Annotated in this window: 24 protein-coding genes and 1 pseudogene; 10 read left to right on the forward strand and 15 right to left on the reverse strand. The window is 64.5% G+C overall.

Translation table 11 applies throughout. The features are described from left to right. Positions 1 to 79 precede the first annotated feature (79 nt). Positions 80 to 1,615, reverse strand: a complete 1,536-nt coding sequence (locus FJ527_RS22435) for a winged helix-turn-helix domain-containing protein (RefSeq protein WP_181166446.1) — start codon at positions 1,613 to 1,615, stop codon at positions 80 to 82. A 113-nt stretch (positions 1,616 to 1,728) separates the two neighbouring features. Here FJ527_RS22435 and FJ527_RS22440 point away from each other — a divergent pair, with 113 nt between their 5' ends. After that, the gene (locus tag FJ527_RS22440; protein WP_140824042.1) at positions 1,729 to 1,917 is read left to right on the forward strand and encodes a hypothetical protein; all 189 of its coding nucleotides are present in this window, start codon (positions 1,729 to 1,731) and stop codon (positions 1,915 to 1,917) included. Positions 1,918 to 1,976: 59 nt separating this feature from the next. On the opposite strand, the gene FJ527_RS22445 is transcribed toward FJ527_RS22440, so the two are convergent. Beyond that, positions 1,977 to 2,417 (reverse strand): hypothetical protein, encoded by a 441-nt coding sequence (locus FJ527_RS22445; protein ID WP_140663452.1) that lies wholly within the window; start codon positions 2,415 to 2,417, stop codon positions 1,977 to 1,979. Positions 2,418 to 2,638: 221 nt separating this feature from the next. On the opposite strand from FJ527_RS22445, the gene FJ527_RS22450 reads away from it, so the two are divergent. Further along, complete coding sequence (locus tag FJ527_RS22450; RefSeq protein WP_140824043.1) at positions 2,639 to 3,004, forward strand: hypothetical protein; 366 nt, start codon at positions 2,639 to 2,641, stop codon at positions 3,002 to 3,004. 66 nt (positions 3,005 to 3,070) lie between these two features. Here FJ527_RS22450 and FJ527_RS22455 read toward each other — a convergent pair whose 3' ends face one another. Continuing rightward, positions 3,071 to 3,781, reverse strand: coding sequence for a hypothetical protein (locus tag FJ527_RS22455; protein ID WP_140824044.1), 711 nt, complete (start codon positions 3,779 to 3,781; stop codon positions 3,071 to 3,073). Positions 3,782 to 4,385: 604 nt separating this feature from the next. On the opposite strand from FJ527_RS22455, the gene FJ527_RS22460 reads away from it, so the two are divergent. The 4 genes from FJ527_RS22460 (at position 4,386) to FJ527_RS22470 (ending at position 8,064) form a co-directional block, all read left to right on the forward strand. Then, complete coding sequence (locus FJ527_RS22460; protein ID WP_015316877.1) at positions 4,386 to 5,360, forward strand: GlxA family transcriptional regulator; 975 nt, start codon at positions 4,386 to 4,388, stop codon at positions 5,358 to 5,360. A gap of 130 nt (positions 5,361 to 5,490) precedes the next feature. After that, entirely contained in the window at positions 5,491 to 5,943 is a 453-nt protein-coding gene (locus FJ527_RS29860; RefSeq protein WP_281406541.1) for an aminotransferase class III-fold pyridoxal phosphate-dependent enzyme, read from the forward strand. Continuing rightward, a complete protein-coding gene (locus FJ527_RS22465; protein WP_281406542.1) occupies positions 5,861 to 6,820 on the forward strand; it encodes an aminotransferase class III-fold pyridoxal phosphate-dependent enzyme in 960 nt (319 codons plus the stop codon). Before FJ527_RS29860 ends, FJ527_RS22465 begins: the two co-directional genes overlap by 83 nt. An 86-nt stretch (positions 6,821 to 6,906) precedes the next feature. Continuing rightward, positions 6,907 to 8,064, forward strand: a complete 1,158-nt coding sequence (locus FJ527_RS22470) for an FAD-dependent oxidoreductase (RefSeq protein WP_140824045.1) — start codon at positions 6,907 to 6,909, stop codon at positions 8,062 to 8,064. A gap of 172 nt (positions 8,065 to 8,236) precedes the next feature. On the opposite strand, the gene FJ527_RS22475 is transcribed toward FJ527_RS22470, so the two are convergent. From FJ527_RS22475 to FJ527_RS22500, 6 genes are all read right to left on the reverse strand, one after another. After that, positions 8,237 to 9,400: an ABC transporter ATP-binding protein gene (locus tag FJ527_RS22475; protein WP_140824046.1), complete on the reverse strand. Its 1,164-nt coding sequence runs from the start codon at positions 9,398 to 9,400 to the stop codon at positions 8,237 to 8,239. Further along, complete coding sequence (locus FJ527_RS22480; protein ID WP_140617953.1) at positions 9,393 to 10,535, reverse strand: ABC transporter substrate-binding protein; 1,143 nt, start codon at positions 10,533 to 10,535, stop codon at positions 9,393 to 9,395. The genes FJ527_RS22475 and FJ527_RS22480 overlap by 8 nt, the downstream gene beginning before the upstream one ends. Next, positions 10,532 to 11,374 carry an ABC transporter permease gene (locus FJ527_RS22485; protein WP_140617954.1) on the reverse strand — a complete coding sequence of 281 codons (843 nt, stop codon included), beginning with the start codon at positions 11,372 to 11,374 and terminating at the stop codon, positions 10,532 to 10,534. Before FJ527_RS22485 ends, FJ527_RS22480 begins: the two co-directional genes overlap by 4 nt. A 13-nt stretch (positions 11,375 to 11,387) precedes the next feature. Continuing rightward, the gene (locus FJ527_RS22490) at positions 11,388 to 12,266 is read right to left on the reverse strand and encodes an ABC transporter permease (RefSeq protein WP_083883012.1); all 879 of its coding nucleotides are present in this window, start codon (positions 12,264 to 12,266) and stop codon (positions 11,388 to 11,390) included. Positions 12,267 to 12,469: 203 nt separating this feature from the next. After that, entirely contained in the window at positions 12,470 to 14,362 is a 1,893-nt protein-coding gene (htpG, locus tag FJ527_RS22495; RefSeq protein ID WP_140824047.1) for a molecular chaperone HtpG, read from the reverse strand. 228 nt (positions 14,363 to 14,590) lie between these two features. Further along, complete coding sequence (locus FJ527_RS22500) at positions 14,591 to 15,475, reverse strand: hypothetical protein (protein WP_140824048.1); 885 nt, start codon at positions 15,473 to 15,475, stop codon at positions 14,591 to 14,593. A 163-nt stretch (positions 15,476 to 15,638) separates the two neighbouring features. Between FJ527_RS22500 and FJ527_RS22505 the strand changes: the two genes are divergently transcribed. Next, on the forward strand, positions 15,639 to 17,648 hold the full coding sequence (locus tag FJ527_RS22505) for an ABC transporter ATP-binding protein/permease (protein WP_041163784.1): 2,010 nt from the start codon (positions 15,639 to 15,641) through the stop codon (positions 17,646 to 17,648). 46 nt (positions 17,649 to 17,694) lie between these two features. On the opposite strand, the gene FJ527_RS22510 is transcribed toward FJ527_RS22505, so the two are convergent. After that, positions 17,695 to 18,417 (reverse strand): haloacid dehalogenase type II, encoded by a 723-nt coding sequence (locus tag FJ527_RS22510; RefSeq protein WP_015316887.1) that lies wholly within the window; start codon positions 18,415 to 18,417, stop codon positions 17,695 to 17,697. 50 nt (positions 18,418 to 18,467) lie between these two features. After that, positions 18,468 to 19,403 carry a DMT family transporter gene (locus FJ527_RS22515; protein WP_140824049.1) on the reverse strand — a complete coding sequence of 312 codons (936 nt, stop codon included), beginning with the start codon at positions 19,401 to 19,403 and terminating at the stop codon, positions 18,468 to 18,470. A 205-nt stretch (positions 19,404 to 19,608) separates the two neighbouring features. Here FJ527_RS22515 and FJ527_RS22520 point away from each other — a divergent pair, with 205 nt between their 5' ends. Further along, positions 19,609 to 20,499, forward strand: coding sequence for a LysR family transcriptional regulator (locus FJ527_RS22520; RefSeq protein ID WP_015316889.1), 891 nt, complete (start codon positions 19,609 to 19,611; stop codon positions 20,497 to 20,499). Positions 20,500 to 20,565: 66 nt separating this feature from the next. Here FJ527_RS22520 and FJ527_RS22525 read toward each other — a convergent pair whose 3' ends face one another. From FJ527_RS22525 to FJ527_RS22535, 3 genes are all read right to left on the reverse strand, one after another. After that, positions 20,566 to 20,916 carry a DUF2200 domain-containing protein gene (locus FJ527_RS22525; protein ID WP_015316890.1) on the reverse strand — a complete coding sequence of 117 codons (351 nt, stop codon included), beginning with the start codon at positions 20,914 to 20,916 and terminating at the stop codon, positions 20,566 to 20,568. A 104-nt stretch (positions 20,917 to 21,020) separates the two neighbouring features. Next, complete coding sequence (locus tag FJ527_RS22530; RefSeq protein WP_015316891.1) at positions 21,021 to 22,679, reverse strand: acyl-CoA synthetase; 1,659 nt, start codon at positions 22,677 to 22,679, stop codon at positions 21,021 to 21,023. A gap of 155 nt (positions 22,680 to 22,834) precedes the next feature. Beyond that, positions 22,835 to 23,728, reverse strand: a complete 894-nt coding sequence (locus FJ527_RS22535; protein WP_140824050.1) for a LysR family transcriptional regulator — start codon at positions 23,726 to 23,728, stop codon at positions 22,835 to 22,837. A gap of 103 nt (positions 23,729 to 23,831) precedes the next feature. On the opposite strand from FJ527_RS22535, the pseudogene FJ527_RS22540 reads away from it, so the two are divergent. Together FJ527_RS22540 and FJ527_RS22545 are read left to right on the forward strand one after the other, a co-directional pair. After that, positions 23,832 to 24,591: pseudogene (locus FJ527_RS22540) on the forward strand (SDR family oxidoreductase). A gap of 87 nt (positions 24,592 to 24,678) precedes the next feature. Next, a complete protein-coding gene (locus tag FJ527_RS22545) occupies positions 24,679 to 24,891 on the forward strand; it encodes a 4-oxalocrotonate tautomerase family protein (protein WP_015316894.1) in 213 nt (70 codons plus the stop codon). Between the two features lie 74 nt (positions 24,892 to 24,965). Here FJ527_RS22545 and FJ527_RS22550 read toward each other — a convergent pair whose 3' ends face one another. Next, positions 24,966 to 25,502 (reverse strand): DUF6428 family protein, encoded by a 537-nt coding sequence (locus FJ527_RS22550; protein WP_140824051.1) that lies wholly within the window; start codon positions 25,500 to 25,502, stop codon positions 24,966 to 24,968. Between the last annotated feature and the right edge of the window lie 29 nt (positions 25,503 to 25,531).

A 25,531-nucleotide genomic window follows, 5' to 3' on the forward strand; every position in this document is an offset into this window, starting at 1 on the left:
ACGATCGAGCCTGAAGAATGCGGCAACTACTTCGCGAATGCTGGATACGCTGCCATCAAAACATGAAAGACTCTAGCCCTCAGTCGAGTCCGGCGACGCGCAACCCCTCGATATAGCGCGCCCGGTCCCTTCCGTGGACGATGGGGTGGTATTTCTCGACCCAGTCCAAGGACACGGCAGGATGCAGGCGCCTCGCCTGAGACAGCGCGTGGGCAGCGGCTGCGCGATCGCCCGCCATTCCGGCCGACGCGGCGTATGTGCGCCAGGCCGTGCCGAAATTCTGCCTGAGGTCCACCGCCCGCCGCTCAAACTCGGCGGCCTCGGTATAACGGCCGGCCATGAAATGGCAGAGCCCAACGACAGAGAGGCTGCCTGCCTGCGTGAAATCGCGTGGGCTGAGGCGGTCGGCAAGCGCGACATGGTGCAGGCCGTCGTCTGGCATGCCCGCATAAGCATAGGTGGATCCGAGGATCATATGCGCGTAGGCTAGGCTCGGATTGAGGTTGATCGCCTCGGAGAGAGCCTTGACCGCCGGATCGAAACGGCGCGAGGCCATATGTACGAAGCCGGTGGCGAAGTGCGTCCAGGGGTCTTCCGGGTCGCTCCGAATGGCCCGTTGCGCCATGTCGTGGGCGGTCGCCAGGGCAGCTTGGGCATCGGCCAGTCCAAGCATCGCCTTTGCGGCGAGACCCCATGCGCTCAGGCAGTTGGCCCGCGGATAGTCGGGGTCGATGTCGATGGCTTTTTGGAGCAGCGGCTCGGCGATCTCGAAATCCGGCAGCGAGGCCCAGGTCCAGACATAGGGCATCGCCTTCATCACGTACCCCCAGGCGTCGAGGTTGCCGGGCGACCGGCTCTGGAAACGCTCCTGTTCGGCGACGTAGAGTCTGGGTTCGATGGCGCCGATCACACTTTGTGAGATCTCATCCTGCAGCCCGAAGAAATCGGCAATCTCCGCGTCGTAGCGCTCTGCCCAGATCTGGCGCGCGGTATCGGCGTCGCTCAGCCTGGCATTGATCCTGAGCCACTGTCCGGAGCGGCGCACGCTTCCGTCGAGCACATAGCGCACGCCCAGCTCGCGCCCGATCTGCTTCACGTCGACCGCCTTGCCGCCATAGGTGAATGAGGAGTTTCGCGCCGAGACGAAGAGCCAGCGCAGCCGCGCAAGGCGCGTGATGATGTCTTCGGCAAGGCCGTCGCCGAAATACTGCTGCTCGGCTTCGTCGCTGAGATTGGCAAAGGGCAGTACGGCGATCGAGGGACCGGCCTCGACGCTATCGGACGGTGCGGCGGCGTCCAGGCAATCCACCGCGCCGCCGAAGCGGTAGCCGACCCGGGGGATAGTCGCGATCCACTCTGCGTCGTCGGGACCCGGCCCAAGCAGTTTGCGGAGCATTGCTATCTGGACGGAAAGGTTGCTTTCCTCGACCGCCGCGCGTGGCCATGCCGCGTCCATCAGCTCAGCCTTGGAGAGTACTTCGCCGGCCCGCTCGACCAGTGCTGCCAGGAGCAACACGCCGCGATACCCAACGGGAATGGGCATGCGGCGCCGGAGCAGCGTTCCCGCCTCCGGGTTGAGCTCGAACGGGCCGAAAGCGAACCGTTTCCCCACCATGGTGCAAACTAGCATCTTTTCGGGGCTTTTCGGAACTATTCGGCCGCGCGCCCGGGACGAAGCTGCCCGCCCGGCTCATCCTGTCACAGTGTTTCCAAGACAGGAGAGCCGGGATGTCCGCAATTGCTTTCGACCGCGTTGGACTTGAGACCGAGACCAACCGACCGGCCCCAGTGAGCAATCCGCGCTCACGCGAAGAAGAATTCCGCGCCGCTCTCGACCATTACATGGCGGATTACGTCGCCCGCCAGAAACGCTGCGCCGAGGCCAGGGATGCCGCCTCGCAACGCGATAGGGCATGACGAGGGCCAGCATCGAGACCAAGTCCGTCATCTCTGAAACGGCCGGCAGGCCGAGGCTCCTACCTCAGCGAGATGGCGAGCCCGCTCAGGTCGGCGTTGACCTGCAGGCCTACCTGTCGGCCCGTGAGTTCAAGCTGGGCGCCCTTGTCGTTTGTCATCACGATCACCTGGGCGCCTTTGCCGAGCGTGCCGCCGCCGCCGGCGGCGCCGTATACGCCAGTCACATCCCGGACGCGCTTGATGTGGCGCACGGTGCCCTGGAAATAGGTCTTGGAGACCCCGAAGGCGAGGCCGCCCGAGACGCCGCCGATCGAGATCGGGTATTTGCGGCCATGGAAAGTCAGCGTGCCCTCGCCACCGGAGCCGCCGACAAAGAAGGCCGCCTTGTAGACGGAGAAGCGGATTTTACCGCTGTCGGCATGCGCGGCGCTGGCCAGGCTGACGCCCGCAGCGGCGATCGCGGCAATGGCGATTGAACGAAATCCGGACGAAATAGTCATGATGGGAACTCCTGAAGATGGCCGCCTTGCCCGCCGGCAAGAATGTCAGCGTCGTATCAAGTTACAACTGAACAGTCTCGCCCATCATTGGTTCCAAGCCGCGGTCCAAATCTGGCGACGGGCGGGCCCAGGAACGAGGCCGGGCTCTCTGGTCGCAACGCTCCCCTTGTGAGATGAAGGCGTCCATGTACTCTCCACGGTGGTTGGCAAAGGGCTTCTGGATGAAAATTGCGGTGGGGCTTGCAATGTCCGCATTGGCCGCGACGATGGCCGGATGCGCGACCTCTCCAGTCGATTACGGAGCCTCTCTTTCGCAGCAGGACCAGAAATGGGCGTCGCCGCAATGCCAGCAAGCTCGAGCGGCGGCTTCGGACTACGCGGTCCGCGAAAAAACGCATCCGGGTTGGGAATTCGTCGCACTTGGCCCGTATGGATTGGGGATCATAGCAGCCACCAAGGAGCACGAGCAGAAGCAGCGAAAGCTGCTCGCCCGCGACGTCCATCTGCAATGTTCGAGCCTTCCCCTGCCAAAGGAGTTGCAGGGCGATCTCGGCGCTGCCGGCCCCGGTAAGGCGCAATATCCCTAGACGGGAATGGGGCGCGAGCGCGATCCTCGTCGGAAAATCGTTACACGTTTTGCTGGGGTTGTTGCTCTACCGCAGCAATCCTTCCGCCTCGAACGTGTCCCAGCCTTCGAGCTTTGGCGCATCGTCTTTTCCCGAATTCCTGGTCTTGCGGGCGTTGCCCGTCCGCTTGCCTGCTCGCGTCAGCGCGGCCTTGCCGGCTCCGCGCCTCCTGTTTTCGGATATTTCCCGCGCGTCCTCCTCCCGCCAGGCGGTCGCCAGGTCACGATCAAGAACGTCCTCGATGTGGCGTGGATCGAAGACATGGAAGGTCACGGCCTTGGATCGCCCGCGCATCTTCACGGTGCGCGTGCCGATGCTTTTCAGGCGACCGTCCCTGAGCCACCTGTGCCGCTCGCGCGACGAGATGGTGAGAATGTCCTCCGCTTCTCGCGGAAGCACGGCCAGCGCTTCGATCCCCTCCAGCGTCCTGGAGATGGTCGCCGAGGCGGCCCGGAACGCATCCGCGTCGGCTTGCAGCATGCGCAAGACGATGCGGCCGGTCTCGGCCTTGGCAAATTTCCTCACTGTCCAGGGTAGCCTGGCTCGTACTTCGCGTTCGATCCCTTTCAGGCGCAAGGAGGAGCCAAGCGTCGCAGATGGCGGCAGCGGCCATTCGGCAACCATTGACGCGGTGCTCGCGCCTTGCTCGGCCCTCCGGTCAGGGGTGGTCGCAATCGCCGCTGCGATGCCACCTAGGACCTTCCGCAGGGAACCACGCCGCTTGGCTGCAGGTTTCATCTCTCATCTTCGCTCGTCAGGTGCCTGCCGTGCAACGATCGTTCGCACAACAGACAACCGAAACCAGGCTCGATCAGTTCCCCCTGGCATGGGACCCGGCGGGTGTTCGGCTTCATCGGCGGGGCAGTTGGATTCGCCGCCCGATGGACACGCTTCATTCGGGTTCGCCAAACCACCGCGCCGCGGCCTTGGCAACTCCCTCCAGGTCCGGATCAGCGTCGGTGGCCCTGGGGCCTCCACCGCAGCCAATAAGCCAGCGCGCGCGAAGTGTCTCGCCGCCGGCGCGGACGGTCGTGCTCATCCGACTGCTCGAAGTCCTCGACTCCGAGGCCGCGCCTGATCTCGACGCTGATCGCGCGGCGAGAAGGGTTGCGCTCGCCTTCATGTCGGACGCGACGGGCGCTTGAGCAGCGTCCGATGTCGTCGCGGGGATCTCGTGCACGAAGCCGAAGACCAGAACTTTCCCGGCGAAAGGAATTCGCTGGCGAAAGGAGTTGGGCTTGCCAAACCAACTCTGCCTTTTCCGACACGGGCTATATAAGGGGGTGGCGATTGATGCGCAGCAGGGTGCAATCAGAGGGCACGAGGACGGTTCCGAACAACAATGGCCAGGCGTTTTGCGTTTCTCCTCGTTCGCGACTTCACGCTGTCGCCGCTATCGTTGTTCATCGACACGCTGCGGCTGGCGGGCGATGAGGGCGACCGCAGCCGCAGGATAGAGTTCGACTGGGAGATCGTCGGCGAACGCGGCCTGCCGATCCGGGCAAGTTGCGGCGTCGAATTGCTGCCGACCGGGGGGATCGGCAACCCCGAGGATTTCGATAACGTGGTCGTGGTCGGCGGCCTGCTCGACACAAACCGCAGCCTGAGTTCCGAGAAGGAGGCGTTTCTTTTGCGTGCCGCCGGCAAGGGAGTGCCGCTGACGGCGCTCTGCACGGGAAGCTTCGTGCTGGCGCGCTACGGGTTGCTCGACGGCTACAGCGCTGCCGTCAGCTGGTTCCACATCAAGGATTTCCGCAGCCGGTTCCCGGAGGTCAACGCCCATGCCGACAGCCTTTTTACCGTCGACCGGGGCCGCGCGACATGCGCGGGCGGCACGGGTGCCGCCGACCTCGCGGGCCATTTCGTGTCCCAGTTCATCGGCCAGAAGGCGGCCGAGAAGGCCGCCAAGATCCTGGTGCTCGACCGGATCAGGAGCAGCCGCGACGTGCAGCCCGTCGGCGACCTGTTTCCGGCGGCGTCGAGCCGGGCGGTGAAGCGGGCCTTGCTGTTGATGGAGAGCAACCTGCAGGAGACGCTGTCGGTGGCGGAGATCGCAAGCCGCCTGAACTGCTCGCGGCGCCAGCTCGAACGGCTCTTCGGGTTGGAACTGGGCATCGGCCCGATGGCGGCATATCTGGCGCTCAGGGTGCATCATGCGAAGTCGCTGCTGGAAGGCAGCGACTTGCAGATCGGCGACATCGCCTACCGCTGCGGCTTCACCAATGCCGGCCATTTCAGCCGTGTGTTCCGCCAGCAGACCGGCATCACGCCAACCCACCTCAGGCATCCGAACCGGGCAGTGGCGGCGGGAGGATAATGGTCGGTGACGGCCTGGTCGTGTCGCATACTCCGCCTGGCCGATTGCGTCGGTGCAGAAGCTGGCCATAGCATTGCGACGAGCGGCGGTGCCGCCGCCGCCTTGACGGTCGAATTCGCCAGCGAGAGCCATGCCGCATTATCCCGACGCCATGCCTGGATCAAAGAGCCTCTTCGAGCGCGCCAAGAAGGTGATGCCGGGCGGCAATACGCGCACCACCGTCTTTGTCGATCCGTTTCCGATCTATGCCGCGCGAGGCGAGGGGTGCAGGGTCTGGGATGTCGACGGCAACGTCTACTATGACTGCATCAACAATTTCACCTCGATGATCCATGGCTACACGCATCCCGATGTCGCTGCCGCCGTGGTCGAGCAACTGCCGTTCGGCACGGCCTTCGGCGCCCCGACGCTCAGCGAGATCGAGCTTGCCGAGCTTCTCGTCGACCGGCTGCCCTCCGTCGACCGGATTCGCTTCACCAACTCCGGCACGGAGGGGGGTGATGATGGCCATCAAGGCCGCGCGCGCCTTCACCGGGCGGCCGAAGATCGTCAAGATCGAAGGCGCCTACCATGGGTCGTATGATTTCGCCGAGGTGAGCCTGGACAGTTCCCCGTCCAATTGGGGCGACGTGCCAAGCTCGACGCCTTACGCAAAGGGAACGCCGCGCGGGGTGCTGGACGATGTGATTGCCGTGCCCTTCAACGATATCGAGGCGCTTCGCGCCGTCTTCGCCGCCCAGGGCGACAGCATAGCAGGCGTGCTGATCGATCCTATACCCAATCGTGCCGGCCTCATCCCGGCACGCCGGGACTATCTGCACGCAATGGTCGAGATCGCCCGGGCGGCCGGGGCCCTGATTGTCTTCGACGAAGTCATCTCGTTTCGCCTTGGCTGGTCGGGCGCGCAGGGGTTGTGGGGCATCGAGCCCGACCTGACCGCGCTCGGAAAGATCATCGGCGGCGGCTTCCCCGTGGGCGCCGTTGGCGGGCGCGCCGATGTCATGGCGGTGTTCGATCCGACCAGGGGCAAGCCCGCTCTTCCCCATGGCGGCACGTTCACCGCCAATCCGGTGACCATGCGGGCCGGGCTCGCCTCGATGCGGGCGCTGACGAAGGAGAGCTTTGCCCATCTCGATACACTGGGCGCATTCCTGCGCGAAGGGGTGTCCGCCTCGTTCGACAGGCATGGCCTTGCCGGCCAATGCGTGGGCCTCGGTTCGCTGTTCAAGGTTCATTTTACCTCGCATCCGGTTACGGACTATAGATCCGTCTATCCGGGCCAGGCCGAGCACCGGAGGTTCGATACATTCCACAAGGGCTTGCTCGGCCGCGGCGTCCTGTCTGCCAGCTACGGCCTGTTCGCGCTCTCGACGCCCATGACACAGGCGGACGCGCGCAGCATTCTGCATGCGATCGACGACACCTTGGGCGAGATCGCCGCGCAGCGTGGATCAGGATGACGTTTGGTCGATTCGCCTCCCTATCCCTTTGTCGAAGCATGAGCTCTGGAACATCGGGGATCATGCCTGAAAGCAGGTGACCCTATATGACAGCTTCCCTCCATGTCGTGGTGATCGGTGCGGGCACGCTGGGCCTATGCACGGCGCTCAACCTCCTCGAACAGGGCGCGCGCGTGACGGTGCTGGAAGCGCAGTCGATCGCTTCAGGCTCGAGCGGCAGGTCGGTCGGCGTTGTCGGGTCGCAATTTACCGATCCGTTCGAGATCATGCTTCGCGTTCAATCGTTCCGCCGGTTTCGCCAGTGGGAGGGGCAGGGGCTTCAATTCAACCACATCGGTTATCTTCGGCTCGCGCGCACGCCCGCGCAGATGGAGCTGTTCGCGAAATCAGTCGAGATTCAGGGCGGGGCCGGCCTGAAGTCGCGCCTGATCCGCGCGAACGAACTCAGGGACCTTGTTCCCCACCTCAGCCCCGACGGGCTCGAAGGCGGTTTGTACGGACCCGACAACGGCTTTCTCGATCCCTATGACATGTGCAATTTCCTGGCGCGGATCGTCCGCGAAAAGGCCGGCGACATCCGCCAGTACCGCAAGGTGCTCGGGGTGGGAAGGCGGCCAGGCGGCTACAGGCTGGAGACCAATGGCGATCCGGTCGAATGCGATGCCGTGGTCAACGCAGGCGGCGCCTGGGCGCCGCGGGTCGCCGAGCTCTTCGGCCAGCGCCTGCACATTTGGCCCGAGCGCCATGAGGCGGTCGTCATCCATCTGGACAGGCCGCTCGACTATACGATGCCGATGGTCATGGACCTCGTGGACGGCGAGGGCAGCGGCCTTAATTTCCGCCACGACAAGCCTGGCGCGCTGATTGCCGAGATCCACAAGGTGACGTCCATCGCTCCCGAGGATCCGGACAATTACAACGACCAGTGCGAGGAGCAATCGAAGGTCCACCTGGCCGAACTGCTGCTGGAACGGCTGCCCGATCTGCCGGGCGCGCGGCTTGGCCGTGGCTGGGCCGGCCTTTATCCTGTCACGGCCGATCATCGGCCGCTCGTCGGACCGATCGATGCCTCGGAACCGGCATTGGTCACCGCCGCCGGCGCCGGCGGCTATGGCATCCAGCTGGCGCCGGTGATCGGGCAGATCGCGGCGGATTGGGTTCTTCAAGGCGCGCCGGCTTCAGTGCCCGGAGCCGGGAGCCTTGCACCCACGGCCGAGCGCAACATCCGCAAAGTCGATCACTGACCGGTGCGAGTTGAAACCAGACCGGCGCTGCCGGAATTGCGGAAACAAGCGTTTAGAGCCCCGATGGGGATCTGCAGACCCCACGCCTTCAGGTGGCTGGGATCTGGGCTGTTGCGCGAGACGGCACGGGCGCGTCAAATGGTGGCTGAACCGCACCAAGCGCCCGCGACCTTCAGGAAATCCGCTTCCCGGCCCCGTCCAGCAGCACGCAGCCGTCCGGGGCAAAACCCAACTCGATCGTCTCGCCTTCGCGAAGCACGCGGCCAGTGATCGGTGTATTGGCGCGGAGGCTGGTCTTGCCGCCGATGTCGATCTCGTAGATCGCGCTGCCGCCCAGATAGGAGGCCGAGATCACGCGGCCGGACAGTCGATTGGCGCTCGTTCCAGCACCGACCGAAAATTTCTGCGGCCGCACCACGACGGTGACCTTGCTGCCGTCGGCAAGCGGCCTTGGACAAGCCACGCTGACCGTCTGGCTGGTGCCAAGCACCACCGTTACCGTTCCTTGGCCGGACCGGCTCACGGTCCCTGCAAGCATGTTGGCCTTGCCAAGGAAGTCGGCGACGAAGGCTGTCGCCGGCGCCTCGTAGACCTCCTCCGGAGTGCCGATCTGCTCCACCGCGCCCGCGTTCATCACCACGATACGATCCGACATGGAAAGGGCTTCTTCCTGGTCGTGCGTGACGAAAATGGCGGTGATGCCGGTTTCCTTCTGGATCTTCTTGATCTCGACGCGCATCTCCTCGCGCATGTTGGCGTCCAGCGCCGACAACGGCTCATCCAGCAGCAGCACCTGCGGCTCGAAGACGATGGCGCGGGCGAGCGCGATGCGCTGCTGCTGCCCGCCTGACAGTTGCGACGGCAGCTTCTTCTCGCTGCCCGGCAGCCGCACCATTTCGAGCGCCTTGCCGACCTTGCGCACGATCTCGGGCTTCGGCACGTTGCGGTACTTCAGGCCGAAGGCGACGTTGTCGAATACGTTCTTGTGCGGGAAGAGCGCGTAGCTCTGGAAGACCAGCCCGATGTTGCGCTTGTAGATCGGGACGTCGTCGACGCGCCGCCCGTCGATCATGATCTGGCCGCCCGAAATATCGACCAGGCCGGCGATGGAGCGCAGGATCGTGGTCTTGCCGCAACCCGAAGGCCCGAGCAAGGTGACGAAGCTGCCCTTGCGGATCGAGAGCGAGAAATCGCGCACCGCGACGAACTTGCCGTAGGCGATGTCGATGTCGCGGAACTCGACCGCCGGGCTGTTCGCCTCGGCGGCCGCGCTCGAGCCGGCTGCCCCGGCCTGGACAGGCCGGGGATGGAGTGTCGTGTCCTGGCTGTCAGGCACCCTTCGAGATCCTGTTCCACTGCTTGGTCCAGGCGTCCTCGTTGGTCGCCCAATAGGTCGGATCGGCGAAGGTCAGCGACTTCATCGTGCCCGTCTTGTCGAATGCCGGCAGCTTCTCGATCTTCTCGGTCAGCTTGACCTTGTTCGGATCGAGCGACGGCGGATAGCTCTGGCCCTCGGCCACCGCGATCGAGGTCGCCGGGTCGAGCATGAAGTTGATGAGCTCCTCGCACTCGGCCATGGGCGAGCCCTTGAGGATCAGCATGTCCTCCATCCAGGCGTAGGAGCCGGCCGGATCGAGATAGCCGATCGGATGGCCCTGGTCCTGCAGCGCGGCGACGCGGCCCGACCAGGCATCGGTCACCACGATCTCGCCCTTGGAAAGCAGGTCCATCAGCTCCGCGCCGGAACTCCAGAACTTCTTGGCGAGGTCGCGCGTCTCGCGCACCTTGGCCCAGATGGCGTCCATGTCCTTGAGGTTGTTGGGGTCCTGCCCGGTGGCGAGCGCCGCATACCAGACGCGCGTCGTCATGTCGGAATAGCCGCCGACCTTGCCGGCGTATTTCTTGTCGAGCAGGAGCCCGGCGCCCTTTTCCTTGGCTTCCTCCGGCGAGATCACCTTGGTGTTGTAGGCTATGCCCGTCGTGCCGTAGTCGTAGGGCACGGCGGAGAGCTTTGGCGTCAGCTTGCGGAACGGCTCGATCATTGGCTGCAGCACGTTCGCCATGTTGGGAATGTTGGCCTCGTTGATTTCCGAGGTCAGGCCGGCGTTCACGTATTTGATGTAGTAGTTGACGCCGGAGGAATGGATGACCTGGTAGTCGCCGGGCTTGGCGGTCTTGATCTTGGTGATGATCTCGTCCTCGTCGCCGAACGTGCCCTGGACCACCTTGATCTTGGTCTTGGTCGTGTAGGGCTGGAAGGCGAACTTGTCGATCGCATCCTGCACCGTGCCGCCCCAACCGTCGAAGCGAACCTCCTGGACCGCGGCGAGCGCCCGGCCCATCCAGGGCATCGAAAGGCCCGCCGATGCTGCCGCGGCTGCGGTCAGCGTCAGGAACGTGCGGCGGCTCAGGTCGCCATTGGCGTATCGATCGTGCAGCCGTTCCAGCCGCTTGGTGGTGGTGAGTTTCATTGTATTTCCTCCTTTGGTTCGCCACGTCTTCTCAGTTTTGTCAGGCTTTGCAGGATCAGGCCACCGATCAGCGGGATGCCGACGGTCACCAGGATCATCACGGTGCCGAGCGCGTTGATCTCCGGGCTGATCGAAATCTTGAGCATGGAAAGGATCTGGGTCGGCATGGTCTCGACGCCGGCCGGCCGCCAGAACAGGCTGGCCGAGGTGTTGTCGAACGAAATGGTGAAGGCGAGCAGGGCGCCGCCGACAACGGCCGGGATGAGCAGCGGCAGCGTGATCTCGCGGAAGGACGAAAAGCGAGAGGCGCCAAGCGACAGTGCCGCCTCCTCGTAGACGCGCCGGATGCCGATCATGCGCGCCTGGGCGATCAGCACCACATAGGGCACGGCGAGCAAGATATGGCCGAGCACCAGGAGCAGCATTGTCCTCGGCTGGTCGACGGCCTTGATCAGCACCAGCAGGCCGACGCCGAGGATGGTTTCCGGCACCAGCGCCGGCAGGATCACCAGCGTGCTCAGCGCCTGCTTGCCGCGAAATTCGAAGCGGACCAAGGCAAACGCCGTGGTGACGCCGATGGCGGTGGTGACGATGGCGGTGACCAATGCGATCCACAAGGATGTTCGAAAGGCAGCCAGCACCGCCTCGTTGGCCATCAGCTTGCCGTACCATTGCAGGCTGAAGCCGGTCATCGGGAAGCCGCCGAACATCGAGGCGTTGAACGACAGGACCACTGTCGCCACGATCGGAGCGAACATGAAGATGTAGACGCAGACCGTGACGAAGCCGGTCAGCCGCCAGGCCCATCTGCCTTCCTGCCTGCGCCGTGTTCCTCTCATCCTCCAAACCCCGTCATCCGCCAAGCCCTTTGACGATCTGCGACATGCCCATGTAGCGCGTGTAGACGGCGGCGAAGAAGCCGAGCACGATGAACAGCACGATCGAAAGCGTGGCCCCCATCGGCCAGTTCAGCTCGCCCATGATGGTGTCGTAGATCAGGTTGCCGAACAGCGCGTCGCGGCCCGAGCCGAGAAGCTGCGGGGTGACATAGCTGCCGGCGGCCAGCACGAAACAGAGCAGCAGGCCCGCAGCCAGGCCGGGCAGCGACAGCGGCAGCGTGACCTCGCGGAACGCCTGCGCGCTCGTGCAGCCCATCGATCGGGCCGCCGAAATCAACGTGCGGTCAATGCTCTCCAGGCTGACATAGACGTTGAGGATCATGTAGGGCAGCAGGAAGTGCAGCATGCCCAGAATGACCGCGCCTTCATTGTAGAGCATCTGCAGCGGCTCATGGATGATGCCCATTTTGAGCAGCGCGACGTTGATGACGCCCTGTTCCCCCAGGATGTTGATCCAGGAAAAGGTGCGGATGGTGAAGCTGATCCAGAACGGCACGATCAGCAAAAGCAGCAGCAGCCATTTGTGCTTGAAGGTCGTGGCCCAGATGAAATAGGCGGGGAAGTAGCCGAGCACGCCGCACAGCAGCGCCGTCATGGCTCCGACCCTCAGCGTCTTCAGGAGGAAGCCGTGATAGTAGCTGTCGGTGAGGAATTCGTGCCAGTTCGCGGTCGTCAGCGCGCTCGTTTCCACGCCGGCGGTGACAAAGGTGAAGAAGGTATAGCCGGCCATCACGGCGATCGGCAGCACCAGGAAAAAAATCAGCAGCAAGAGCACCGGCGCGACCAGCATCCAGGCCAGCCGTGGATCATACAATGTCCATCGTCGTTCCATGAGCACCCGGTGCGCTCTCTTTGAAGCGCCTGTTTTGTTCCCGGGCCAAGATTGAGGGATTGCAGGCGCGATGTCCACAGTCGGCGATTGAGCCAGCGGACTTCAGTGTCGCCGGGTGCGAGAGATGCCGAAATTTGTCGGGAGACGGGGTCGCCACGCAACCCCGTTCGACCACACGTCGGGAACGGCTGGCCGGCGTCTCCTCAGCCCTTCGAAATACCGCGCGCGATCAGCCGGGCGAGGCGCTCCGAAAACGCCCTGGCGTCGGCCGGCTTGTCGCCGTCGAGCACGCGCGCCTCGTCGTAGAGGAGGTGGGCGGCGTCGTCCTTGAAGGCCTGTTCGTCGTCGCCGAGACTGGCGAGCGCCAGGACGCGCTGGTGGCGGGGGTTGATCTCGAGGATCGGTTTGGCTGTCTTGTCGAGGCGGCCGGCGGCGTTCAGCAGCCGCTCGAACTGGCGGTCGGGACCGTGTTCGGGCGCCACCAGGCAGACCGCGCTTTCGGTCAGGCGGTCGGAGGCCTTCACGTCCGACACGGCATCGCCAAGCGCCGCCTTGACGAAGGCCAAGAAGCCATCGACCTCGGGCGTCGCCGCCGCATCCGGCTTGTTCGCCTCGTCGAGCAGCGGGATCTCGGACAGTTCGGCCACGCCCTGCGTCACCGACTTGAACGGCTTGCCGTCGAATTCGGGCGCCATCGACGTCCAGAAACTGTCGACCGGGTCGGTGAGCAGCAGCACCTCGATGCCGCGTGCCTTGAAACCTTCGAGCTGCGGCGAGGCTTCGAGCCGTGCACGGTCGTCGCCGGCCATGAAGAAGATCGCCTTCTGCCCTTCCTTCATCGCCGAGACGTAGTCGGCAAGGCCGCGCCAGCCTTCGCCGGAGGCGGTTGAGCGGAAGCGGGCGAGCTTCAAGAGCTGCTCGCGCCGCTCATGGTCCTCGTAGAGTCCTTCCTTGAGGACGACGCCGAAGTTTTCCCAGATTTTCGCATAGGCCTCGGTCTCGTTCTCCGCCAGCTTGGCGAGATCGCCAAGCACGCGGTTGGTCAGGCCCTTGCGGATCGCGGCCAGCAGCGGGCTTTCCTGGATCATCTCGCGCGAGACGTTGAGCGGCAGGTCGGCGGAATCGACCAGGCCGCGCATGAAGCGCAGGTAGCGCGGCAACAGATCGGCATCATCGGTGATGAAGACGCGGCGCACATAGAGCTTCATGCGGCCCTTCCGGTCCTGGTCGAAGAGATCGAAGGGACGCGAGCCGGGCACGAAGGCCAGCACGCTATATTCCTGCCGGCCTTCGGCGCGGAAATGGATGGTGGCGGCCGGCTCGTCATACTGGCCGGAGACGCCGCGGTAAAAGTCGGTGTATTCCTCGGGCTTGATCTCGCTTTTCGGCCTGACCCAAAGGGCCGTCCCATCGGCAATGTCGCGCGCCTCGGCACCGGGCTTCTCGACGAGCGTGATCGGCACCGGCACATGGCCCGACTGCGCCTTGGCCAGTTGCTCGAGCCGATAGGATCCGGTGTAGGACGCGGCGTCGTCCATCAGATGCAGCACGACGCGGGTGCCGCGCTTGGGCGCGACTTCGAGCGGGGCGGGCGCGATCTCGTAGGAACCCTTGCCGTCGGACGACCAGCGCCAGGCTTCTTCGCTTCCCGCCAGGCGGCTGATGACGTCGACGCGGGTCGCGACCATGAAGGCGGAGTAGAAGCCGACGCCGAACTGGCCGATGAGCTGCGTGTCCTCGCTCGAATTGCCGGCGCCGACGCGCTCGATGAAAGCGCGCGTGCCCGAGCGCGCGATCGTGCCCAGCGCCTCCGTCATGTCGTCGCGGCTCATGCCGATGCCGTTGTCCTCGACGGTGATCAGCTTGCCGTCGGGATCGGCTGCAATCGAGATGCGGGGCTTCGGATCGTCGGCCAGCAATTCGGGGCGACTGACGGCCTCGAAGCGCAGCTTCTCGCAGGCGTCGGCGGCGTTGGAAATCAGTTCGCGCAGGAAGACGTCCTTATCGGAATAGACCGAATGCACCATCATGTGCAGCAGCCGCGAAACATCCGCCTCGAATGCCTTGGTTTCCGTCGCTTTCGTGTCTGTCGTCATTCCGGGTTTCCCACGCTTTCATCCGCCCGTCGCGCCATGCGCGATCGGGACTTCCTTTCACCAATTTTCAACGGTGCTGGCAACTGCCGTCAGCAAGACCAGCGCGCCGGCAATATCGTGATGGCGTGCGGAGGCCGCAAGGGGTGGAAACGGTGCTGACGACGAAACAGCCAATCTTCCCCCGAGGGGGAGATTGGCAGCGTCGGCGCCGCGTCCGCCTCGCGCGCCCTACTTCCCAGCCATCTGGTCGGCAAGCGTCTGCGCCTGGGCAAGCAGCGCGGGGAAGGCGGGGTTGTCGCGCAGGTTCTTGCCCATGCAGGCGCGGAAGTCGCTGTCGCCTTTTGCCCAGGCGGCGTCGGCGGCATCGGATGTATTTTCGTCGCTGTCGTCGGTGGCCTGCTTGACCAGTTTCTGCGCGACGGCGTCGGCCGCGGTCCAGACCGCGTCGCAGGCCGCGATCCTTGGAACGGGCGGTGTCGCGGGCGCCTCGGCGATCATGACGCTGTTGCCCTTGACCAGCGTGACGACGACCTCCTGGTCGTAGTTCGGTCCGACATCCTGTGCCCAGCCGCCGAGGCGGGCGATCGCCATGTCGGCGCCGTCGGGCGTCTTCAGGGTGAAGTCGAGCGTGCCTGTGAAAGCGGCGTCGCTGCCGATGGCCTGGGTGTAGAACGCATCGAGCTTCAGCGCCGCGTCGAAGCTGGTGGGCAGTTTGAGATCGGCGTCCGTCTCCGCCGCACGCGATTGCAGCCAGCGCTCGACCAGCCCGCGTGTCGACGCGACGATGCTGGGGCCGCCCTCGGTGCCGTGACGCAGCCCGTCCAGCATGCCGAAGCCGACATCGGAGGAACTGAGGCTTTCGATATTGATCCTGCCGGCCGCCGGAAAACCCTTGACCGTGAAAGGTCCAAGAAGCGTCGAAAGGCGCTGTTCGAGATCGGCGCGGGCCTTCTCATTGGCGGCGTCGAGCGTTTCCACGGGAGCGTTCGCGCTTTCCATCGCGGCGATGGCCGCGATCGCCTTGTCGCGCGCGGCGATGTAGTCGTCCTCCGGCGAAGCCGCATACGCCGCACCGCTCGCCAGCGCGAACACCAAAGTCCAGACCAGACGCATCGTGAAAACCTCCGTTTTACAAGCTCTTCGCGTGGCTTGGTGGCGATTGTGCGGCGGTGAACTCATGGCGAGACGTGGCGGATATCGGGGCACCAGGACAGCCCTGGCAAGGTCGCAAGCCCTCATGATGAAACCTTCCGATACCCAGGCCGTTATGGCCGTTGTGGCAGACATCAAACCCAAACAGAGGCCGGCCGGCGGCGCCAAGCCAAACGGTGCCAGGAAGCCCCGCCGGGAGAAGGTACCCGATGTCGAGGCCGCATCCGAGGTCGTCGGCGAGGCGGCGCCGCCGCCAGCGGCGGTGGAACCTGATCCGCAGCTGAGCCCCGAACAGGCCGAACAGGCGCGCAAGAAATACCTGCTGAAGCGCTTCTGGATCAGCGCGCGCGGCTATTGGAGCCGGCGGGGCGACAAGCTCGCCTGGCCATGCACGATCGCGCTCCTGATCCTGATCTGCGTCAATGTCGGCTTCCAGTACGGGATCAATGTCTGGAACCGCTCGATCTTCGACGCCATCGAGCAGCGCAATGCGCCGACCGTCTATTTCCTGAGCGCCGTGTTCGTGCCGCTGGTGCTTGGAAGCGTCAGCCTTGTCGTTGCGCAGGTCTATCTGCGCATGACGATCCAGCGCCGCTGGCGCTCCTGGCTCACTACATCCATCATCGGCCGCTGGCTCACCAACGGCCGCTACTACCAGCTCAATCTCGTCAGCGGCGATCACCAGAACCCGGAAGCCCGCATCGCCGACGATTTGCGGATCGCCACCGAATCGCCTGTTGATTTCGTCTCCGGCGTGCTCAACGCGTTCCTGGCGGCCTCGACCTTCATCGTCGTCTTGTGGACCATCGGCGGCGCGCTGACGCTGCCGATCGGCTCCTCGACCGTCACCATTCCGGGCTTTCTCGTCATCACCGCGGTCATCTATGCCGGCATCACCTCCACCTCGATGGTGGTCATCGGCCGGCATTTCGTCGAACTCTCCGAGCAGAAGAACCAGGCGGAAGCGGAATTTCGCTACACGCTGATGCGCGTGCGCGAAAACGGCGAGAGCATCGCCCTGCTCGGCGGCGAGGAGGAGGAGCGCAGCGGCATCGACAGGACCTTCGCCGGCGTGCTGGGGAAGTGGGCGATGCTTGCTGGCCAGCACATGCGCACGGCGCTGGTCTCGCAGGGATCGAGCCTGTTCGCGCCGGTGGTGCCGGTGCTTTTGTGCGCGCCAAAATTCCTCGACGGCTCGATGTCGCTTGGGCAGGTCATGCAGGCGGCATCCGCCTTTGCCATCGTGCAGGGCGCGTTCGGATGGCTGGTCGACAATTACCCGCGCCTGGCCGACTGGAACGCCTCGGCACGGCGCATCGCCTCGCTGATGATGTCGCTGGATGGGCTCGAGCGCGCGGAAGAGAGCGACGCGCTCGGACGCATCAATCGCGGCGAGACCAAGGACGACACGATGCTCAACCTCAACAATCTGTCCGTGTCGCTCGATGACGGCACCGCCGTGGTCAAGGAAACCGAGGTGGTGATCCAGCCGGGCGAGCGGCTGCTGGTGGCCGGCGAATCCGGTTCGGGCAAGAGCACGCTGGTGCGGGCGATAGCGGGCTTGTGGCCGTGGGGCGGCGGCAGCGTCGATTTCCACCCGGGCAAGCGCATGTTCATGCTGCCGCAGCGCCCCTACATCCCCTCGGGCACGCTGCGCCGGGCCGCTGCCTATCCAGGCGCCGCCGAGGATTGGACGATCCCGCAGATCAGGGCTGCCCTCGACAAGGTTGGGCTCGGTCATCTTGGCGACCGGATCGAGGAAGACGCGCCGTGGGACCAGACCCTGTCGGGCGGCGAGAAGCAGCGCCTGGCCTTCGCGCGGCTGCTCCTGCACGCGCCCGATATCATCGTGCTGGACGAGGCGACGGCGGCACTCGACGAGAAGAGCCAGGACAGGATGATGGAGACCATCATCCACGAATTGCCTAATGTGACCATCTTGAGCGTGGCGCACCGCGCCGAGCTGGAGGCCTTCCACAGCCGCAAGATCACGCTCGAGCGGCGCAAGGGTGGCGCCAAGCTGGTCAGCGATATCGACCTCGCCCCGCGCAAACGCAGGGGCTTGCTCGGCCGCGCCCTGTGGGGTTCCGGCACTTCCGCCGAAAAGCGCGGCGCCGCCCGTAAAAAGAGTTGATGACGCTCAGGCGAGTTCTGGTTTCAGCTCAAGGGATGGCCTTCTATCAGCCGCCCAATTCTTCCTGATGCGCCTTGGCGAGGTCGGCCATGCTGTCGAAGCGGAAGTCCACCTTCGGCATCTCGCCGGGATGCATCGTGGCGCCGAAACCCTGATCGGCATGCCGGCGGTGGATCCAGCACGATTTAAGGCCCAGGCGGTTGGTCACGGCATGGTCATGAAACAGGCTTTCGGCCGTGTGCAGGACTTGCTTGTCGCCGATCCCGAGCGTCGCCAGTTTTTCCAGCATATAGTCGAAATTCCGGGGCGACGGCTTGTAGGAGCCGATGTCCTCCGCCGTGTAGATCGCATCGAAATCGACGCCGAGCTTCCTGTTGCTGAAGGAGAAGCTCGTATTGTCGACGTTGGAGAGGATGACGAGCTTGTAGTGCTGCTTGAGGTATTGCAGGGCGGCGGCGGTATCGGCAAAGGCCGGCCAGTCCTTCACGCTTTGGCCATAGGCGATGCATTCCTCCGGCGTGGTCACGACGCCCCATTCCTCGGCGAGCCGCTTGTAGACGACAGCCAGAAGGTCGCAGTAGCGCTTTTGCGGCGTCCAGTCCTGCTGGCTGGATTCGTGCCTGGCATGCGCCTGCAGGATCTCGTCGCGGCCGAGGCCGCGGCCAACCCGTCCGGTCAGCGGCTTCAGGGCGTCGATCATGCCGGATTCCCAATCGATTAGCGTGCCGTAGCAATCGAAGGTCAAGGCCTTGAAATCAGTCAGCTTCATGGTTCACTCCCTTGAGTTGGATAATTGGCTGGCGTTTGCGTGGATCGCGATCAATCGGCCGGCTGCCCGGCTGGGCGCAAACCTGCCTCGCCCTTCGATGTGGTGCCACGCGACGATGTCAGCCAGACGCCGAACAGCGTAACCGCGAGGCCGAGGACCATCGCCGCCGAAAGCGGCTCGCCGAAGAGCAGCCAGGCCCAAAGCATCGTCACCGGCGGGCTGAGATAGATCACGCTGCTGACCTGCGCGGCGCTGTGGAGGCGCAGGCTCGCATAATAGACGCCGTAGCAGAAGAAGGTCGAAAACAGCACCAGCCAGGCGATGCCGAACTCGAACCGGCCATCAAGGGGCGGCATCAGCCCGCCTTTCCATTCGGCGCAAGCGGCAAAAAACAGCGCCGCTGTCAGGCATTGGATGCACAGGCTCTGGTGGATGGGCATGTTGATCGTCCCCATCCGCTTCTGCAGCACGGTCGCCAGCGCGAAGACCATCATGGAAGCGATCGTGACCACGTACGCCCAGGCCGGCGCGGTGCCGAGACTGAGGCTGTTCAGCGAAACGATCAGCACGCCGAGCACGCCGAGAGCCGTTCCGGTCCACTGCCTCGATGTCAGCCGGTGGCCGAGAACGGGCTGCGATAGTGCCGCGATGGCGAGGGGGACGAGGTCGGAGATCAGCGCGACAAGGCCGGTCGGCACGCGCTGGCCGATGGCAAGCGCGAAGCCGCCGAGATAGAGGAACATCATCGCCACGCCGAACGCCATCTGCTGGAGCAGCGCCCGGACGCCGATGCGCGGCCCGACCATGAGCGCGAAGGGCAGAAGGACCAGCCCTGACATCAGGGTTCGCCAGAACAGCACGAGCATGACGTCGGCGCTCTCGCTGGCGTAACGGATGCCGACAAAGCCCGAGCTCCAGCTTACGACCAGGGCTGCCGCGAGAAGCGGCCAGGCCAGGCGACGGGACGGAGGTTTCGGGAGCGTCATGCGGTCTCTTCGTCGAAGCGAGTTCGCCAGCGGATCACGGCCGATCTCGGATGCGGGATTTATGGCGGCGCGCAAGCGCCTTTGCACATGACAAATTTCGATGTATTCATGAAATAGGCGCGAGATGTGGCATATATGATTGACCTCAAAGCCCGTTCTCTGCCGAAACCTTGAAGCGCTGCTTTCGTTTCAAACGAGGATTGTCATGACTGGAGTGATGAGCCGCCGCCTGGATGTCGATGCCTTGCGGGCGATGGTGGCGATCGAGAAACATGGCGGCGTTACCCGGGCAGCCGAGATGCTCGGCCTGTCGCAATCGGCCGTCAGCCACAAGATCAGGCGGCTGGAAGCGAGTCTCGACTGCGAAATCCTCAGCCGCAAGGCGAATGCGCCGATGTTCACCAGTTCAGGGCAGGATCTGCTGGGCTATGCCAGGCGCATCCTGGGCATCCATGACGAGGCGATCCTGAGCCTGTCGAAGAGCACGCTGCAAGGCAAGATCGCTTTGGGGATGACCGAGGATACGACCTGCACGGACCTTTCGCGCATCCTTGGCCGGTTTCGCCGGCTGTACCCCGAGGTGAGCGTGCGCACGCAGGTGCGTATGAGCCTTGCCTTGCAGAAGCTGTTGGGCGAGGGCGCGCTTGACGCTGCCATCATCCAGGTGTTCCAGCACGACGTCCGCCCCACCGATGTCCCGCTGTTCCGCGAGACCCTGCATTGGGTGAAGTCGCCCGAGCTGACCCTTGGGAAAGGCGACCCGGTGCCGTTCCTGTCCTTCGACGAGAACTGCTTCTATCGCCGTTGGGGCCTCGATCTCGGCCAGGACGAGGGAACGGTGTTCGAGATCGTGTTCGAATGTTCGAGCGCGGCCGGCATCATCGCCGGCGTGACCTCCGGCCTCGGCGTGGCGCTGCTCAGCCAGCGCCATCTGCGGCCCGGCATGGAGATCGTCGACAAGTCGTTCCCCAAGCCTCCGGACCTCGCCTACGTCATTCGCCGCACCCGCAACGTCCGCAATCCCGCGCTGGAGACGCTGGTGCGGGAGATAGAGGCTGAGGTGAAGCGCCACGGGACCCTGCAGATCGCGGTGTGAGGAGGCGTGATTAGCGTTGGCGCCCGTGCGCCCGGTCGATGATATCGCGCGCTCGAGCCTCTCGCCTCATTTCCGGAGTATCTTCTCCATCGCTTTCCCCTTCGCAAGCTCGTCGATCAGCTTATCGAGGTAGCGAATTTCCTTCATCCGTGGATCCTCAATATCTTCCACGCGGACGCCGCAGACCACCCCTGTAATCAAATTCCGCAAAGGATTCAGTCGAGGGGCCTGACCAAAGAAATCCTCGAAGCTGGTTTTCTTCTCCAGTTCGGCGTCGAGTTCTTTCTCGGTGTAGCCCGTCAGCCAGCGGATGATCTCATCGACCTCGGCTCTGGTGCGTCCTTTCCTTTGCGCCTTGGCGACATAGTGCGGATAGACGCTGGCAAAGCTTGTGGAATAGATTCGATGCTCCGTCATGACGTGCCCTTACCGGTGGCGCCTATCGCCCGCACTCAACTTTGCCTCCAATGCGCAGGTCTCAGCAATTGGCGCAGGACCGACTCCAATCTTCCCGCCGCCCTTCACCCGTTCCTTTTCTCCACCTCAGCCTTGCGCAACAAGAACCGTTGGATCTTGCCGCTAGGGGTCTTCGGCAATTCCCCGACGAAGTCGATCTCGCGCGGATAGGCATGGGCCGAGAGGCGTTTGCGGACATGCTGCGCCAGTTCTTCGGCGAGTTCCGGGCTGCCCTCGTAGGCGGGCGCCAGGATGACGAAGGCCTTGACGATCTCGGTGCGCTGCGGGTCGGGTACGCCGACCACCGCCGCCTCGTTGACGGCGGGATGTTCGATCAGCGCGCTTTCGACGTCGAAGGGGCCGATGCGGTAGCCTGACGAGGTGATGACGTCGTCGGCGCGGCCGATGAAGGAGACCGAGCCGTCCGGCTCGTATTCCACCGTGTCGCCGGTGCGGTAGTAGCCGCCCGATATGGCCGGCGTTTCGGCCTGGTGGTAGCCGTCGAACCAGCGCAACGGCGAGTTGGCGATGTCGACGGCGAGGATGCCGGGCTGGTTGGGGCCGAGCTCGTTGCCGGCCTCGTCCAGCACCACCATGCGATAGCCCGGCATGGCAAAGCCCGCCGAGCCGGCGCGGACAGGGTGCGCCAGGCCGTGATGGTTGTTGACCATCATGCCGTTCTCGGTCTGGCCGTAATGGTCGTGGATGGGCGCGGCGAGATGGGCGTCGAACCAGCGGATCACTTCCGGGTTGAGCGGCTCGCCGGCGCTGCTCACCACACGCAGCCGGCCTTTTGCACGCGCGGCGGCATCGGGACCTTCGGCGAGCAGCAGGCGGAAGGCGGTGGGCGAGCCGGCAAGGCTGGTGACGCCAAGCCGCTCGATGACATCATAGGTGTTTTTGGCGGTGAAGGCGCCCTCGTTGAAGGTCGTGGCGATGCCGAGCAGCAGGGGTCCCGTGATGGCGTAGTAGAGGCCATAGGCCCAGCCCGGATCGGCGATGTTCCAGAAGATGTCGTCTGGGCGCAGGCCGATCGCGTCGCGCATATAGGCGCCGAAGGCGAGCAGCGCGTTGAGCGGCACCGGCACGCCCTTCGGCAGGCCGGTGGTGCCCGAGGTCGACATCATCATGAACAGGTCTTCGCCCTTGCGCATCACCGGGTCGCAGTTGGGTGAGGCGGCGGCAAGCGCGGCACGGAAATCGATGTCGCCCGGGGACAGGGCGTCGCCAGCACCGAGGATGGTGGCGATTTGCGGAGGGTTCGCGACCTCGTCGAGCTTGCCGCGATTGGCCGGATTGGTCACCACCAGCCTGGCGCCGCTGTAGCCAAGCCGGTGTTCGATCGCCTTCGGGCCGAAGGCAGTGAACAGCGGCTGGTAGACCGCGCCGATGCGCCAGGCGCCGAGGATCAGCGCCACCAGTTCGGGGATGCGCGGCAGCATGCCGGCCACGACATCGCCCGGGCCAACGCCCAACTCCTTCAGCAGAGTGCCGACGCGGCCGGACATGTCGGCGAGATCCTCGAAGCTGAATTCGCTGAGTTCGCCGCCGGCAGAGATGGCGCGCAGCGCCAGGCGGTTTCCGCCGGTGTGCCGGCCGCAGCATTCGACATAGGCGTTGATGCCGGTCGCGGGGTCGCCCTGCAGTCTCGCGATCTCATCCTCGATACGAAAGCTTGCAACGGCATCGTCATAGCGCGGCAAGCCGGCTTGCTGCTTGGTCATGAAAATCCTCCCTGGCGGTGCGCCATCTCCCCATGGCGCGCTGTCGCGGCGACATTGACATCAGATGGCGCCGATGGGCAACGGCGAGTGCCTGTTCCTTTGTATTGACGCAACTCCGGACGAAAAACCGCTACACACTTTTCCCGGAATTGCGCTTACAGGTTCGCCTCGGCGAAGATGCGTGCCGCCCAGTCGAGAAAGACGCGCAGGCGCGGCGAAAGCTGCCGGTTCTGCGGATAGAGCGCCGAGAGCGGTGTCGGCGAGGGCGGATACCCGGCCAGCACCTCGACCAGTGTTCCCTCTGCCAAATCCTTCTCGAAGCGATAGCGCGGCGCCTGGATGAGGCCGAGGCCAAGCCGGGCGAGGTCGGCGGCGGTGTCGGAATTGTTGGCGGCGACGCGGCCGGGCAGCCTGACCTCGCGCGTCTTGCCGCCGACGGTGAATTCGAAGGGCAGCACTTCGCCGGTGCGGGAGGAGACGAAACCGATCGCCTGGTGGCCGTCCAGCGCATCGGGGGAGGCGGGCGTGCCGTGGCGGGAGAGATAGGTGGGGCTGGCGCAGGTCATCTCGCGGATCATGCCAAGGCGGCGCATGATCATGCCGCTGTCCGGCGGCTCGCCGACGCGGATGACGCAGTCGACACCCTCGCGCACTAGGTCGACCAGCCGGTCGCTCTGTCCGATCTGCAGGTCGATGCGAGGAAAGCGGGCGAGCAATTCCGGCAGGCGCGGCAACAGGAAGGTGCGGGTGAGCAGCGTGCTGGCGTCGATGCGCAGCAGGCCATACGGCTCGGCATTGCGGAAGGCGGCCTCGGCATCCTCGATCTCGGCCAGGATGGACAGGCAGCGCCGGTAATAGGCCTCGCCATCCTGCGTGGCGTTCACCTGGCGCGTGGTGCGCTCGAGCAGCCTTGCGCCGAGATGTTCTTCCAGCCGCCGGACCGCTTCCGTCGCGGTCGAGCGCGGCAGGCCGAGATCGGCGGCGGCAGCGGTGAAGCTGCGCCGCTCCAGCACGCGAACGAAGAGCCGCATCGTGTCCAGGCGATCCATGGTCTTTGTTCGCAGTTTCCGAATAGTGATGTCAAGACAAGGCTGATTATCCGGAAGTTGGTTCGGCCTATATCCGTCTCACCAACAAGAAGGAGAGACTTCCATGACTTCAGGCCAAACGAGCACGGGCCAAACTAAAGCGGCGATCGTGACCGGCGCCTCCAAGGGCATCGGCGCGGCGATCGCGCGGAGGCTGGCCCGCGACGGCATCGCCGTCGTCGTCAATTACGCGCGGGGACAGGCCGAGGCCGAGGCGCTGGTGCGCGCCATCGAAGCCGATGGCGGCAAGGCGATCGCCGTGCAAGCCGATATCGCGGTTCCGGCCGGTATCGCCAGCCTCTTCGACGCCGGCGAGAAGGCGTTCGGAGGCATCGATATACTGGTCAACAATGCCGGCATCATGAAGCTTTCGCCGATCGCGCAGGCCGATGATGCCTTCTTCGACACCCAGGTCGCGATCAATCTCGGCGGCGTGTTCCGTGGCATGCGCGAAGGCGCAAAACGCATTCGCGATGGCGGCCGCATCGTCAATTTTTCGAGCAGCGTGGTCGGCCTCTACCAGCCGGGTTACGGCGTCTATGCCGCCACCAAGGCGGCGGTCGAGGCGATGACGCACATCTTGGCCAAGGAGCTTGGCGCGCGCGGCATCACCGTCAACGCACGCGGTGGCGCCCGGACCGGTCGAGACGGCGCTGTTCACCGATGGCAAGAGCGCGGCGCAGATCGAGGCCACGGCCAAGATGATCCCGCTCGGCAGGCTCGGCCAGCCCGACGACATTGCCGGCGTGGTCTCGTTCCTGGCCGGGCCGGACAGTGGCTGGGTCAACGGGCAAATCATCCGCGCCAATGGCGGCGTGATCTGAAGGAGGCTGGCCGCTGCTGCTGTGGCGGTCTGCCTCCCGTTCCATTCGAAACCTAGCCTAAATGATTGAGAAGACAAGGAAAACACCATGCCATTCGCCAACATCAAGATGCCGCAGGCGGCGCTCTCCAAGGCACAGAAAGAAGACCTCATCCATCGCACGACCGCCATGTTCGTCGACTTTTTCGGCGAGGGCGTGCGGCCCTACACGATGGTGCTTGTGGAGGAAGTCGCCGATGGCGGCTATGGCCGCGCCGACGAAGTGTTCGTGGTGCCGGACGCTTTTCGCGCCAAGGACTAAGGTTGCCGATGTCCGGCCGGCCTGCACACCGCTCAACCGCGCTTCCTGTGCTCACATGCTCAAAGCACCCTCCGCTAGCCGCAGCATGGCTGTGGTCCGGCGGAGGGCCCGCAGCGGGCCTTGGCCTTCTTTTCCTCTTCCAGCCAGCGGTCGCGCGGCTTGCAACTCGCTGGCCGTGGCGCAAGCGTGACATGCACGGCGCCGTCGGCCAGCCGGGGCAGGGCGGCCCGGTAGAGCTGCATCGGGCGCACGCCGTCGCTGACCTCGAAGGTCAGCTTGGCCGCCTGGTCGAGACCGACATGCTCGGTCACTTTCCGGATGATCGCCGCGAATTTTCCAGCCGGCATATGGGTGCGGTCCTCATTGACGTCCCATAGCTGCACGAAGATCTCCGACCATGATTCCGGATTCCCGCCGCAGTCGAGCGCGTCGAAGCGGCCGGCCTTGACCTCGGTGACATGGTAGCCCGGCAACACTGGCCCGCCTTCATGGAAAAACACCAGTGGCTTTTCCCTGTGATCCGCCAGAAAGTCCAGCAAGCCGGCCATGGTGATGTCCCGCGGGTCGGCCGTGATCACGGGATCAAATTCCCGATTGTCAGAGGCGAGCATGTGCGATAATCCTTGCTTCAATATTCATA

The organism is Mesorhizobium sp. B2-4-18, assembly GCF_006441385.1.
In the GTDB taxonomy this organism is placed as follows: domain Bacteria; phylum Pseudomonadota; class Alphaproteobacteria; order Rhizobiales; family Rhizobiaceae; genus Mesorhizobium; species Mesorhizobium australicum.

Excerpts from the sequence above, each read along its gene's own strand:
- FJ527_RS22435 (WP_181166446.1), bottom strand. The coding sequence starts at position 1,615 with ATGGTGGGGAAACGGTTCGCTTTCGGCCCGTTCGAGCTCAACCCGGAG.
- FJ527_RS22440 (WP_140824042.1), top strand. The coding sequence starts at position 1,729 with ATGTCCGCAATTGCTTTCGACCGCGTTGGACTTGAGACCGAGACCAAC.
- FJ527_RS22445 (WP_140663452.1), bottom strand. The coding sequence starts at position 2,417 with ATGACTATTTCGTCCGGATTTCGTTCAATCGCCATTGCCGCGATCGCC.
- FJ527_RS22450 (WP_140824043.1), top strand. The coding sequence starts at position 2,639 with ATGAAAATTGCGGTGGGGCTTGCAATGTCCGCATTGGCCGCGACGATG.
- FJ527_RS22455 (WP_140824044.1), bottom strand. The coding sequence starts at position 3,781 with ATGAAACCTGCAGCCAAGCGGCGTGGTTCCCTGCGGAAGGTCCTAGGT.
- FJ527_RS22460 (WP_015316877.1), top strand. The coding sequence starts at position 4,386 with ATGGCCAGGCGTTTTGCGTTTCTCCTCGTTCGCGACTTCACGCTGTCG.
- FJ527_RS29860 (WP_281406541.1), top strand. The coding sequence starts at position 5,491 with ATGCCGCATTATCCCGACGCCATGCCTGGATCAAAGAGCCTCTTCGAG.
- FJ527_RS22465 (WP_281406542.1), top strand. The coding sequence starts at position 5,861 with ATGATGGCCATCAAGGCCGCGCGCGCCTTCACCGGGCGGCCGAAGATC.
- FJ527_RS22470 (WP_140824045.1), top strand. The coding sequence starts at position 6,907 with ATGACAGCTTCCCTCCATGTCGTGGTGATCGGTGCGGGCACGCTGGGC.
- FJ527_RS22480 (WP_140617953.1), bottom strand. The coding sequence starts at position 10,535 with ATGAAACTCACCACCACCAAGCGGCTGGAACGGCTGCACGATCGATAC.
- FJ527_RS22485 (WP_140617954.1), bottom strand. The coding sequence starts at position 11,374 with ATGAGAGGAACACGGCGCAGGCAGGAAGGCAGATGGGCCTGGCGGCTG.
- FJ527_RS22490 (WP_083883012.1), bottom strand. The coding sequence starts at position 12,266 with ATGGAACGACGATGGACATTGTATGATCCACGGCTGGCCTGGATGCTG.
- htpG (WP_140824047.1), bottom strand. The coding sequence starts at position 14,362 with ATGACGACAGACACGAAAGCGACGGAAACCAAGGCATTCGAGGCGGAT.
- FJ527_RS22500 (WP_140824048.1), bottom strand. The coding sequence starts at position 15,475 with ATGCGTCTGGTCTGGACTTTGGTGTTCGCGCTGGCGAGCGGTGCGGCG.
- FJ527_RS22510 (WP_015316887.1), bottom strand. The coding sequence starts at position 18,417 with ATGAAGCTGACTGATTTCAAGGCCTTGACCTTCGATTGCTACGGCACG.
- FJ527_RS22515 (WP_140824049.1), bottom strand. The coding sequence starts at position 19,403 with ATGACGCTCCCGAAACCTCCGTCCCGTCGCCTGGCCTGGCCGCTTCTC.
- FJ527_RS22520 (WP_015316889.1), top strand. The coding sequence starts at position 19,609 with ATGACTGGAGTGATGAGCCGCCGCCTGGATGTCGATGCCTTGCGGGCG.
- FJ527_RS22525 (WP_015316890.1), bottom strand. The coding sequence starts at position 20,916 with ATGACGGAGCATCGAATCTATTCCACAAGCTTTGCCAGCGTCTATCCG.
- FJ527_RS22530 (WP_015316891.1), bottom strand. The coding sequence starts at position 22,679 with ATGACCAAGCAGCAAGCCGGCTTGCCGCGCTATGACGATGCCGTTGCA.
- FJ527_RS22535 (WP_140824050.1), bottom strand. The coding sequence starts at position 23,728 with ATGGATCGCCTGGACACGATGCGGCTCTTCGTTCGCGTGCTGGAGCGG.
- FJ527_RS22545 (WP_015316894.1), top strand. The coding sequence starts at position 24,679 with ATGCCATTCGCCAACATCAAGATGCCGCAGGCGGCGCTCTCCAAGGCA.
- FJ527_RS22550 (WP_140824051.1), bottom strand. The coding sequence starts at position 25,502 with ATGCTCGCCTCTGACAATCGGGAATTTGATCCCGTGATCACGGCCGAC.